General features: G+C 66.3%; 9 protein-coding genes. 5 read left to right on the top strand and 4 right to left on the bottom strand.

The window, feature by feature from the left end:
* Positions 1-51: 51 nt before the first annotated feature.
* Positions 52-723, top strand: coding sequence for a DsbA family oxidoreductase (locus ACO07K_RS21540; RefSeq protein ID WP_422031466.1), 672 nt, complete (start codon positions 52-54; stop codon positions 721-723).
* Between the two features lie 21 nt (positions 724-744).
* Here the strand turns inward: ACO07K_RS21540 and ACO07K_RS21545 are convergent, their stop codons facing one another.
* Positions 745-4,056, bottom strand: a complete 3,312-nt coding sequence (locus ACO07K_RS21545) for an AsmA family protein (protein ID WP_422031468.1) — start codon at positions 4,054-4,056, stop codon at positions 745-747.
* Between the two features lie 305 nt (positions 4,057-4,361).
* Here ACO07K_RS21545 and ACO07K_RS21550 point away from each other — a divergent pair, with 305 nt between their 5' ends.
* A complete protein-coding gene (locus tag ACO07K_RS21550; protein WP_422031470.1) occupies positions 4,362-5,870 on the top strand; it encodes an ABC transporter substrate-binding protein in 1,509 nt (502 codons plus the stop codon).
* A 15-nt stretch (positions 5,871-5,885) separates the two neighbouring features.
* Here ACO07K_RS21550 and ACO07K_RS21555 read toward each other — a convergent pair whose 3' ends face one another.
* Entirely contained in the window at positions 5,886-6,398 is a 513-nt protein-coding gene (locus ACO07K_RS21555; RefSeq protein ID WP_422031472.1) for a YaiI/YqxD family protein, read from the bottom strand.
* A 26-nt stretch (positions 6,399-6,424) separates the two neighbouring features.
* Between ACO07K_RS21555 and ACO07K_RS21560 the strand changes: the two genes are divergently transcribed.
* Positions 6,425-7,402, top strand: a complete 978-nt coding sequence (locus ACO07K_RS21560) for a Bug family tripartite tricarboxylate transporter substrate binding protein (protein WP_422031474.1) — start codon at positions 6,425-6,427, stop codon at positions 7,400-7,402.
* A gap of 32 nt (positions 7,403-7,434) precedes the next feature.
* Here the strand turns inward: ACO07K_RS21560 and ACO07K_RS21565 are convergent, their stop codons facing one another.
* Positions 7,435-8,541: an enolase C-terminal domain-like protein gene (locus ACO07K_RS21565; protein ID WP_422031476.1), complete on the bottom strand. Its 1,107-nt coding sequence runs from the start codon at positions 8,539-8,541 to the stop codon at positions 7,435-7,437.
* The gene (locus tag ACO07K_RS21570) at positions 8,538-10,073 is read right to left on the bottom strand and encodes a carboxylesterase/lipase family protein (protein ID WP_422031478.1); all 1,536 of its coding nucleotides are present in this window, start codon (positions 10,071-10,073) and stop codon (positions 8,538-8,540) included. The genes ACO07K_RS21565 and ACO07K_RS21570 overlap by 4 nt, the downstream gene beginning before the upstream one ends.
* A gap of 146 nt (positions 10,074-10,219) precedes the next feature.
* On the opposite strand from ACO07K_RS21570, the gene ACO07K_RS21575 reads away from it, so the two are divergent.
* Together ACO07K_RS21575 and ACO07K_RS21580 are read left to right on the top strand one after the other, a co-directional pair.
* The gene (locus ACO07K_RS21575) at positions 10,220-10,945 is read left to right on the top strand and encodes an ABC transporter substrate-binding protein (protein ID WP_422031480.1); all 726 of its coding nucleotides are present in this window, start codon (positions 10,220-10,222) and stop codon (positions 10,943-10,945) included.
* A complete protein-coding gene (locus ACO07K_RS21580; RefSeq protein WP_422031481.1) occupies positions 10,945-11,643 on the top strand; it encodes a hypothetical protein in 699 nt (232 codons plus the stop codon). Before ACO07K_RS21575 ends, ACO07K_RS21580 begins: the two co-directional genes overlap by 1 nt.
* Positions 11,644-11,654: the final 11 nt, after the last annotated feature.

Below are 11,654 nucleotides of genomic sequence, written 5' to 3' on the forward strand. Positions count from 1 at the left end.
GAGATTTCCGGCAGGTATAGGCTTCCACATAATAGGGAAGGAAACAAAGCCATGGACCAGGTCCAACCGACCGGCCGCATCGACGTCATCTCCGACGTGATCTGCCCCTGGTGCTACATCGGCAAGCGCCAGCTCGAACGCGCCCTCGATCTTCTCGCCGCGCATCATTGCCGGATCGCCGTTGCCTGGCACCCTTTCCAGCTCAACCCCGAAATGCCCGCCGAGGGCGTCGAGCGCACCAGCTACCGTATCTCCAAGTTCGGCAGCCTGGAACGCTCGCGGCAACTCGACCAGCGCATCACCGAGACCGCCGCGACGGTCGGCCTCGAATTCCATCTCGACCGCATCGTGCGCACGCCCAACACGGTGAACGCCCATCGCCTGATTCGCTTCGCCGGTCAGCGCGGCATGCAGGATGCCGTCGTAGAGGAGCTGTTCGACAGCTATTTCTGCAAGGGCGCCGACATCGGCGACTCGAAGATTCTGGCCGACGTCGCGGCCGAAGCCGGGCTCGACCGGGCCGAGGTGCTCGCGATGCTGGCTGGCGACGAGGGCCGGCGCGAAGTGCTCGCCGCCGACCAGATGGCACGCAACGCCGGTATCCAGGGCGTGCCGAGCTTCGCGCTGCAGGGCCATGTTCTCTTCTCCGGCGCCGTGCCGGCCGAGGAAATGGCGCAGACCTTCCGGCGCGCCTGGGAAATCCTCAAGGAGCGGGCGGCGTAAGGCGTCCCCGCTCGAAGGGCATCAATTGCCGCGAATGCTCATCGTCGGTGACGAGACAGGGCCCGTCACCGTCATCACGTAATCCGTCGAGCCATCCGCGCCCGAGCCGACCGCGATCGTCGTCTCGGTGGTCGCCGCGGTCAGGTTGGTGCGGCTGTTGATACGCGCCGTCGCATTCGGGCCCTTGATCGCGTGGTTCTGCAGGTTGATCTCGCCATTGGACAGGGTGATGTCGCCCTCGATCGTGCTCTGCGCGTTGATGAAGCCGGATATCACCGCCGAATTGAATCCCATCTCGGTGCTGAAGAGGCTGCCGATGCCGGTCGCGAAGGAAGCGAAGCCCAGCGAACCGCCGGCAACCGAGGGATAGATGACGCCCGAGAGATGGCCCTGACCGGTCAGGGAATTGCGAATCTGCTCGGGCGAGTTGCCCTGCCCCTGCAGCGCGATCTGCATGACGTTGATCTTGCCGTCGACCGCGACCTTCAGATGCTCGTTGCCGAAGACGTTCTGCCCAGCCGCGCCGCGCAGCATCTCACCGACATAGATGCCCTGCAGGGTGCCGGCGACGTCGACCGTCATGGTGTCTTTCGAGGCATCGACCGTTCCCGCGAAGTCGACGGCTCCGCTGTAGAACTGGCCGGTGAGCTTGGACACCTTGAACACGCCGTTGCGCAACGTGGCATCCATGTCGGCATAGGTGACCCGGAGCGCCCCGACCTCGATGGCGCTGGTCTCGAGGTTCAACGTGGCGTCGAAGGCGCGCAGGCCGGAAAGGTCGATCTGCTTGCCCGTCGCGACGCGCGCCCCTTTCGACGGCAACGGCACGGCCGCGGCGTTGGCGCCGCCCGGTGCTGCCGGAAGCGCCGGCGTAGGCACGGACGGCACAGGTCCATCGGTGACGCCCAGCCAGTCGTCGAGGTCGAGCGTGCCGGGGATGCGCAGGTTCGCCGCCAAATTGGGCCTCGCGCCCAGGGTCGCGTCGATGCGCCCCGACATCTGCGTGCCGATCGCCGTCAGGCTGCCCTCGAACGAAGCGCGCTGGTCGTTGCCCTTGAAGGCGCCCTCGGCAGCCAGCCCGCCCAGCCCCGTCTGCGGCTTGCCCGTCGCCACCGATACCAACCCGCTCGCATCCTGCGCCTCCAGGGCGAAGCTCGACAGATCGAAGGCGAACTTGTCGCCCAGCACCAGCGAACCGGTGGCGCGGGCGCTGGCACCGGCGGCGGTGACCGAGGCATTGCGCAGGGTCAGCGCCTCCATCGTGCCGGCGACGCTGCCGCCTGCCGTCGAGGCGCCGAGCTTGCCGTTGAGGAACTTCGGCAGGCCGGCATAGACCAGCAGCTTGTCGGTGTCCGGCATCGTGGCGTTGAAGGTGACGTCGAAGTGCGGCGCGGTGCCGAAGTCGGCAACCTGGCCCTTGAAGTCGAACTTGGCGCCCAGAAGGTCGCCGACCTTCAGTCCGTTCACCTTCAGGAGATTGCCCTGGACGGCAAGGTCCGCGTCGATGCCGTTCACGGTCCCGCCGCGGAAGACGAGCTTGGCGACCTTGGCCTTGAGTCCCAGGACGGGAAGGGTCTTGTCGGGGGCAGGCGTGGTCGCGGCCGGGGCGGATGGCGGGGCCGTCGATGCGGCCGGATCCGCGACGATCGACGCCTCGCGGGGCGGCGGCAGGTAGGCATCGAGGTCGAAACTGTCGAGTTGTACGGACGTCGACACCGTAAGCGGTATGCCGAAGGTGATACTACCGCTGCCGGTGGCGCGCTGACCGTCCAGGTCCATCGCGAGATCGGAGATCTGCAGACTGTTGGCCGTCGCCGCGACCTTGCCCTCGATCGCCAGCGTCTGGAGCTTGCCGGCCGGCACGCCCGACGTGTCGATCGCCAGCCATGCCAGCGTCTCACGCAGCCGCGGCCCGGTCAGGCTGAACTGCCCGGCGGATTGCACCGGAGGGGCGGCTCCCGTCTTGGGCGCCGGTGCGGCGGGAGCCGGCGGCACGGCAGCTTCAGCGTTCGCCTTCAGGACCATGTCGCCCGGCAAGGTGGCGCTGAGACGGGGCACGGCGATCACGCCGTTTCGGATCTCGACGGCGAGGCCCACGTCGCGTGCCGAGCCGTTGCGATAGGTCACCTCCTGAGCGTCGATCGACAGCAGAACGGTGAACTCGGGCGGGAACGGCGACAGGGAGGCGCGCGCAGCGGCGGCCGGTGCTTTGGCCGGGGCGACGGCAGGCGCCGCGGATGCGGCAGCGGGCGGCGGAGTTGCAGGCGCCACGACAGGCTTCGGCCGAAACGCCTCCGGCTTGGACAACAGCGCGAGCCATTTCTCGGTATCGACCTTCGGGAACGAAAGACGGCTCTCCAGCGACGGGTTGGGCCCCGTCACCAGGGTGACGCTGCCCGACACGCTCTCGGTGCCGATCGACATCCTGAAATCGGTCAGCGCCAGCTTCTCGGCCGAGAGGTCGATGGCGCCGTCGAAAGCGAACGAGCCGATCGCTGCGGCATCCAAGGCGGGCACTTCCTGCCCGCCCGCCCGCATCAGGGTGGCGATGAAATCGGTCAGGCCGCCGGTGGCGAGAGCGACCCTGCCCTTCACGTCGGCATCCGGGGCGATGCGGCTGACATGCCCGTCGAAGTTCAGCGTGCCGCTCTGAACCTTGAGCTTGAAGGACATGTCGCTGCCCTTGTCGGACGGTGCGCCGACCTTGGCCATCAGCGACAGCGGAACCCCGTTGACGGTCGCGGTGGCGTCGAACTCGAACGGGCCCTGCAAAGAGCCGACCGATGCCAGGGCCTCCAGATTCTCCGCCTTCAGCGTCTGGCCGGTCGCCGGATTGGTGTAGCTGAGCGTCCCCTCCCTGATCTTGAGGGTGCCGATCGTCAGGTGCAGGCCGCTGCTCGGCGCACCGGCCGGCTGGGCGGCGCCCGCGCCGGGATGGAATTCCCAGTTCGGCCGCCCCTCGGCGTCGGTCTCCAGGACGAGGGTGGGCCTGAACAGCGTGAGCCGCCCGACCTCGATGCGGCCCTGCAGCAAGGCCCAGAAGGACGGGGTGATGCCGACCCAGCGCACATCCACCATCTGGGCGCCCTTGGCGCCGACCGCATTGGCGAAGTGGACCTGCCGGGCGCTGATGCGCAAGGTCGGGAGGATCGTGAGCTTGAGCGGGCCCTCGATCACGAGCTCGCGGCCGGTCGCCTCCTTCACGGCCGCGATCATCGCGGGCTTGTACTGGTCGATGTTCAGCAGAGAGGGCGCCGCGAGGCCGGCAAGCGCCGCCAGCGCAGAAAACGCCACGACGGCCACTCCGGTCCGGATCCAGGTTCGCTTCTGCATGGCCAATAACTCGTGAACGCCTCGAGACCCGTGAACGCCACAGGGCGTTGCAGGATGCCGCCACAGTCTATTTGAGGTCCCGCTTTGGGGCTATTCCAAGGTGACGGCGCTGAATTGTAATCATTGTATCCCGAGGGCTGCCGTCGCTTTCGCCTCGCTGGCAATACTGTCAGAGTCAAGATCGTGCCGTGAGCGTCGGTCTGGCGTGCGTGAAGGTTTGGGCGATGCGTACGAGGCTGCTGTCCGTCTCCCTGGCTTTGCTTTTGTGCTGGTGCGACACCGCGCTTGCTCAGCGAAGCGGAGGTATGCTTCGCCTCTTCCAGCGCGAAACTCCGACCACCGCCTCGATCCTGGAAGAGGGCAATGCCGCGACCGTCGTGGCCTTCATGCCGATCTTCAACAACCTCGTCGCGTTCGATCCGGCGGTACCGCAGAACAGCGATCAATCCATCGTTCCGGACCTTGCCGAGTCCTGGTCGTGGAACGAGGACAAGACAGAGCTGTCCTTCGCGCTGCGCCGCGGCGTGAAGTGGCACGACGGGATGCCGTTCACGTCGAGCGATGTCGAGTGCACTTTCAACCTGCTGACCAACCGGGCCCGCAATCCCCTGCGAAGCAACCCGCGCGGCGCCTGGTTCGCCAACGTCAGGTTCGTCCGGGCGAAGACCGACTACGACGTGACGATCCACCTCAACCGGCCGCAACCCTCGCTGCTGGCCATGCTGGCATCGGGCCTGACACCGATCTATCCGTGCCACGTTCCGCCGGCGCAGATGCGCCTGAAGCCGGTCGGCACCGGGCCGTTCGTGCTCGACGCCTTCGACAAGTTCGATCGCATCAGGCTGAAGCGCAATCCCGCCTACTGGAAGGCCGGCCGCCCCTATCTCGACGGTATCGAATTCTCGGTGGTCGCCAGCCGCTCGGCGGCGCTGCTGAGCTTCGTTGCCGGCCGCTACGACATGACCTTTCCGGGTGAAGTCTCGATGACTCAACTGCGCGACGTCAAACGACAGTCGTCGCGCGTGGTGTGCGAGTCGGCGACGATGAACATCAACACCAACCTGCTGTTGAACCGCGATGCCGCGCCCTTCGATCGTCCCGACATCCGCCGGGCGCTCGCGCTGGCCCTGGATCGTCGGGAATTCGTTGCGGCGCTGGACGGCGGCAGCGGCTTGATCGGCGGACACCTGTACCCCCCTCCCGAGGGACGATGGGGCATGCCGACCGAGATGCTGGCCGACGTTCCCGGCTACGGAACCGATTTCGGCAAGAACCGCGAGGAAGCGCGCGCGTTGATGCGATCGGCCGGTTTCGGGCCGGACAAGTCGCTGCAGATCAGGATATTGACCCGCGCCGTCTCGCCCTATCGAAACCCCGTGACGGTGCTCTCCAAGCAACTTCGGGAGATCTACATCGAACCGGCGATCGACATCGTCGAGACCACACACTGGTACACCCGCCTGCAGCGCAGGGACTACGCGCTTGCAATCGAGACGACCGGCAATGGCATCGACGATCCCGACCAGGTCTTCTACGAATCCTTCTCCTGCCGCTCGGAGCGCAACTACAGCCGCTATTGCAATCCGGAGATGGAAAGACTTTTCGAGGTCCAATCCCAGGAACTCGACGTCGAGAAGCGCCGCCAGCTCGCATGGGACATCGACGCCCGGCTTCTGGCAGACGGCGCGCGGTTGCCCCTGGCGTGGAGGCGTGCCGCAACCTGCTGGCAGCCCCACGTGCACGGGTTCGCACCACAAACCATCAATGCGTCCAACGGCTTCCGCTTCGAAGACGTCTGGATGGAGCATCGCTGACGGCTCTGCTGGACACTAGGGACGACGGCGCCGGACCTTCTGAACCGCCTCGTCGAGTGCCGAGAGAAAGCGGGAGCGGTCGCGCGGCGCCATCGGCTTCGGCCCCCCCGTGATCTCGCCCATGGCCCGCAGGTTGGACATCAACTCGCGGCTCGCCATCGCCATGCCGATCGAGGAGGCGGTGAAGGGCACGCCGTTGGATCCGATGACCGAAGAGCCCTTCTTCAGGCAGCGATCGGCGAGCGGGATATCGGAGGTGATGACGATGTCGTCCGGCCCAGCCCGCTCGGCGATCCAGTCGTCCGCCGCGTCGAAGCCGTCGCTCACGACCACGCGTTCGATGCGCGGATCACGCGGCACGTTGATGTAGGCATTGGCGACGACGAAGACTTTGAGTCCGTATCGCTCCGCCACGCGGTAGACCTCGGCCTTCACCGGGCAGGCATCGGCATCAATGTAGATCTCGATGGTTCGCTCCCTGAAACCACGGCATCTTCCCTGCTTGTGAGCCGTCGTCTCTCCTCCCATCTTGCCGCCGTGGGAGGAACAGGAAAATGCGAAACATTGCGAGGCTGGCCCTTGCGGCTGCTCTGGCGCTGACTCTCATGGCGCCTGCCGCCTGGGCGCAGGCATGGCCCGGCAAGCCCATCAAGCTGATCAACGGATTTCCTCCCGGCGGGGGCGCCGACATCCTGGCCCGCCTCGTGGCGGAGCGGTTGAGCGGAGCGCTCGGTCAGCAGGTGATCGTCGAGAACCGTACCGGCGCCACGGGCATGATCGCGGCGCAGTCCGTCGCCGCCTCCGCGCCCGACGGTTACACGATCCTGTTCTACACGATGAACATGGCCTGCACGTCGCCGATCATGCCGGGCAACAAGATCAACATCGATCCCGACAAGGATCTGATGCCGATCGTCATCATCGCCGGGCTCGACAACCTGCTCTACGTGTCGCCGAAGACCGACTTCAAGACCGTCGAGGACGTGATCAAGGCCGCCAAGGCCAATCCCGGCAAGCTCACCTACGGCTCGTCGGGCGTCGGCGGCTCGTACCATCTCTGGGCGGCGCAGTTCACCACCATGGCCGAAATCGAGATGCTGCACGTTCCGTTCCGCGGCGGGCCGCCGGCCATCGCCGAGATCGTCGCGGGCCGCGTCGACATGATGTTTGGAAACCTGGCGGAAATCCTGCCGCACATCCGTTCTGGCGCGGTTCGCGCCGTCGCCTTCACCAGCGTCCCGCCGTCACCGGTGCTGCCCGGCGTTCCGACCATCGCCCAATCGGGCCTTCCGGACTACCGCGCGGACAACTGGTTCGGGCTCGGCGCGCCGGCGGGGACCTCCCAGGAGATCGTCGACCGACTCAACGCCGAGGTGAACAAGCTGGTCAAGGATCCCGCCTTCGCCGCGAAGCTCGTCTCGCTCGGCTTCCAACCGACCGGCGGGACCGTCGCCGATATGAAGGCCACCATCCTGCGCGACCGCGCCAAATGGAAGGCCGTCATCGACGCCAACAACATCCGCGCCGAATAGCCGAATAGAAGAGGGCCGGCTCGCCCCGCCTCTCAGGTCAGGACCGTGACCTTCTTGCGTTCGATCAGGTCGAAATCGATGGTCGCCCCGAGCCCCGGTTCGTTCGGCACATGCACCAGCCCATCGCGTCCGACGGTGATGTCGTGCACGAGCCCGTACTTCTGCGCGCCGTCGGGCAGCAGCACCTCGAAGAACTCGGTGTTGCGGATCGCGGCGATGACATGGAGGTTCGCCACGTTGTTCAGCGAATTGCCCCCGTGATGAACCTCGTAGTTCATGCGGAAGGCCTCGGCGAGATGGGCGGTCTTCACCAGGGTGGTGATGCCGCCCTTCACCGCGACGTCGCCGCGCAGATAGTCCGTCGCCTGCTGCATGATCCAAGGCTGGTATGAATCGAGGCCGGTCTGCGGATACTCGGTCGCCATGATCGGAATGGAGAGCTGCTGCTTCAGCTTGGTGTAGTTGTAGATGTCCTGGTCGGCCAGTGGATCCTCGTACCAGTAGAATCCCAGTTCCTCGACGGCACGGCCGACGCGGATGGCGGTCGGGTAATCATAGCTCCATGTCGAGTCGAGCATGATGGTGTAGTCGCCGACGGCGCGACGCACCGCCTCGCAGACCGCGATGTCCTCCTTCCAGCGCGTCGGCGGATGGATCTTGTAGGCGGCCCAGCCATATTCCTTGAACCGCACCGCTTCCTCGGCGTACTCGGCGGGCGAGCCCAGCACCGCAGAGCTCGCATAGGCCGGCACCGACTCCCGAAACGTGCCCAGCAGACGATGGATCGGCTGGCCGATCGCCTTGCCCACGAGGTCCCACAGCGCCACGTCGACGGCGCCGATGGCGCGCACGCCAGCCGAGCGCTGGCGCTTCCAGATCTCCTGGTTCAGGTGTTCACGCTGGAAAGGATCCTTTCCCATCAGCACCGGCTTGAGATGGGAGATCAGCGCCTGCCCGTCGGACGTCGCGGGATTCATCGCCGAGCCCAGAAAGGCGTGCCCCTCGAGTCCCTGGTCGGTGACGAGGCGCAGAAGCCCCAGCGCGCTCTTGCCCGAGAAGCGGCCGGTATGGGCGCCATAGGTCGTGGGCGGGATGTCGTCCCAGGCGAACAGCGTCAAGGTGACGTCGGTGATCTTCATTCCTTTGTCTCCCAGACCCGCCGCTCGGTTCCCAGCGGGTCGATGTCGAGGTGGCACACGGTGTCGAATACCATGGTGGCACGCATGCCCACCGTATAGGCCGGCCAGACCGGCAAGCCGGGATGGTTGGGATTGCCGTTCCGGGCAAACGCGACCCACGCGCGGCTCATCGCTTCGCCGAGCGGCAGGCGCGCGGGATCGTCGCCGGCCAGTTCCGCCGAGTCGAGGTTCGAGAAGACGAAGGGTATTTCGAGCGTGTGGCAGGACCTCAGCCGGCCGCCCAGCACCGGCGTCTCCCAGGCGAAGAGATAGACGAACACCGGCGCAGCCTCCTGCGCCAGCTTGCGCTCGGCCATCAGGAGCGACGGCGCGCGGACGCCCTGGTCGGAGACGATCGCGATGGCGATCTCGTCCGCCTTCAGATTCGGTTGCGCCTTGCGATAAACGGCGACGATCTCGGCCGCCCGATCGCCGAGATAGGGTGTCAGGGCGTCGGGTAGGTTGTCGAAGGTGGCCTCGGTGACCCAGGGCATGTGACCCAGGAACAGCGTCATCTCGTCCTTGTTGCTGCCGATCATCAGCGGCACGTCGAGGGAGGCGAGCGGCGCACGGGGCGCGAAGGGGCCGCCGGGAAACAGCGTGCCGTCGATCACCGGGTTGAAGCCGAGTCTCCGCCGGTCGGCGAAGGCCGCGCGGCTGACGCCCGCCAGCACCTTGACCTGCGCCTCCAGGATCTTCTCCGCCGGCAGACGGCGCAACTCGGCGGCGCTCGCGGCCTCGAGGCCGAGATGCTCCAGCATCTGTCGCGCGGTTTTCGAGCCGTCTTCGCGGTTGGCCATCTGCACGGCCGGTCCGCTCTGGACGATCGCCTTCTGAAACAGCCCCCTGGCCGGTGGCATGGCCATGAGGACGCTCACCTTCGCGCCGCCACCCGATTCGCCGAAGATGGTGACGTTACCCGGATCGCCGCCGAACCGGGCGATGTTGTCGCGCACCCATTCGAGGGCCGCCACGATGTCGAGGACGCCCGCCAGGCCCGCATGCTCGAAGCCATCGGCCATATCTTCGAGATGCAGGTAGCCCAAGGCCCCCAGCCGATGGTTGAACGAAACCACGACGACATCGTCGAGGCGACACAGGTTGGCCCCGTCCGACCACGGCGAGGAGCCCGAACCGGTGATGAAGGCGCCGCCGTGACACCAGAACAGGACCGGTCGTTGCGTACCCTCGCGACCCGAGGTCCAGACGTTGAGATAGAGACAATCCTCGTCGAGCTTCTGCCGGCCCGCGAGCGTGAAGAGGCGCAGCAGGTCCTCGGGCAGCGCGAAGACGTTCGGACTCTGCACCGCCATGTTGCCGTACTCGAGGGCGTCCCGCGTTCCGCTCCACGGACGCGGCTTGCGCGGTGGCCGGAAGCGCAGTTCGCCGAGCGGCGGCTCGGCATACGGAATGCCCTTGAAGATTTCGACACCGCGATCGCGGATGCCGCGGATCTTTCCGGCGGTGGTCTCGACGACGATTTCAGCGCTCATGAGCACACTTTAGCGCGAAATGGGCGAAGCGGCGCTGTGACCGCTGCGAAACAATTTCTCCGGCGCGCCCGCGGCCAGCGGAGTCGTGAGCAAAGAGCCTCGTCATCAACCTACCATCCGCTCCCGGTTGGCCATAGACTGGCGCAATGAACGACAAGGTCAGAGCCCAACTTGCCCCGACCGGCGTCCTGCGCGCCGGCATCAATCTCTCCAACTTCCTGCTGGTGACCGGCCGCAGCGAGAGCGGCGATCCGACCGGGGTCGCGCCCGACATGGCACGCGAGATTGCGGCCGCGCTGGGCGTGCCGGTGAAGTACGTCACCTTCAAGTCGCCCGGCGAACTGGGCGACCAGGTCGGCAAGGACGTGTGGGACATCGGCCTGATCGGCGCCGAGCCGCAACGCGCCGAGAAGATCCAGTTCACCGCCGCCTATGTCGAGATCGAAGCGACCTACATGGTGCCCGAGGGTTCGCCCATCCAGTCGATCGCCGACGTCGACAAGAAGGGCGTGCGCATCGCCGTTTCCGCCCGCTCGGCCTACGATCTCTGGTTGGTGAACAACATCCGCAATGCCACGCTCGTCCAGGTGAGCGGCCTCGACGCGGCCTATGAGAAATTCATGTCGGACAAGCTCGAAGTGCTGGCCGGCCTCCGCCCCGGCCTTCTCAAGGATGTCGAGAAGGCACCGGGACTGAAGATCCTCGAGGGCAAGTTCACCGCGGTGCAACAGGCGGTCGGAACGGCCAAGGCCAATGGCGAGGGCGCCGCCTTCCTCGCCGACTTTGTCGAAAAGGCCAAGAAGTCGGGCATGGTCCAGAGCTTCATCGAGCGCCACAAGGTCAAGGGCCTGTCGGTGGCCCCTCCCGCCTGATGGTCATCGAATTGAACGTCAAGACGCTCTACCTGATCGGCGGCATCGTTACCGTCTGCAGCGCGGGCGCGGCGTTCCTGACCTGGTATCTCCATCGCGAGGCGCCGGCGCTGCGCGCGTGGACGGCCGCCCTGCTGCTCACCAGCCTCGGCGCCCTGATCCTGCGCTTTCGGACCTCACAGGCCGACGTGGCCCTGAGCGTGGCGGCCGACATGGTGATCGTCGCGGGCTTTGCCGCGATGTGGCTGAGCCTGCGCTATGCCAACCGCGGCTTCAACGACCTGATCGGACTGTCACTCGCCTGCATATCGGTGGCATTGGTTTTTCTGGCGCTATTCGTCGTGCTGCGCGGGCTGGGCGCGGGACGGCAGGCCGCTTCGATTCCCTTCTCCCTGACTCTCGGCCTGCTGGGGCTGGCGTCGGCCTGGGAGATCTGGCAGGGCCGGCACAGGGACCGGTTGCAGAGTCGATTGCCGGCGGCGCTGGCCTTCGTGGGCCTGGGCGTCGCGCGCGTCATCCGCGCCGGCGTGCTGGGTTTGGAGGTCATTCATGTCCTGCCGCCAGGCGCGGCGGCGGCGTCGCACCCCTACACGCTGTACGCCACGATCGTCTTCATCGTCGTGGTGACCTATGGGCTGGTGATGATGGCAAACGAACAGGCCGGGCGCCGCGAGGCCCTGCAGTTCGGAGACAGCTGAGCTTTCGCGCT

The organism is Reyranella sp., assembly GCF_965228225.1.
In the GTDB taxonomy this organism is placed as follows: Bacteria; Pseudomonadota; Alphaproteobacteria; order Reyranellales; family Reyranellaceae; genus Reyranella.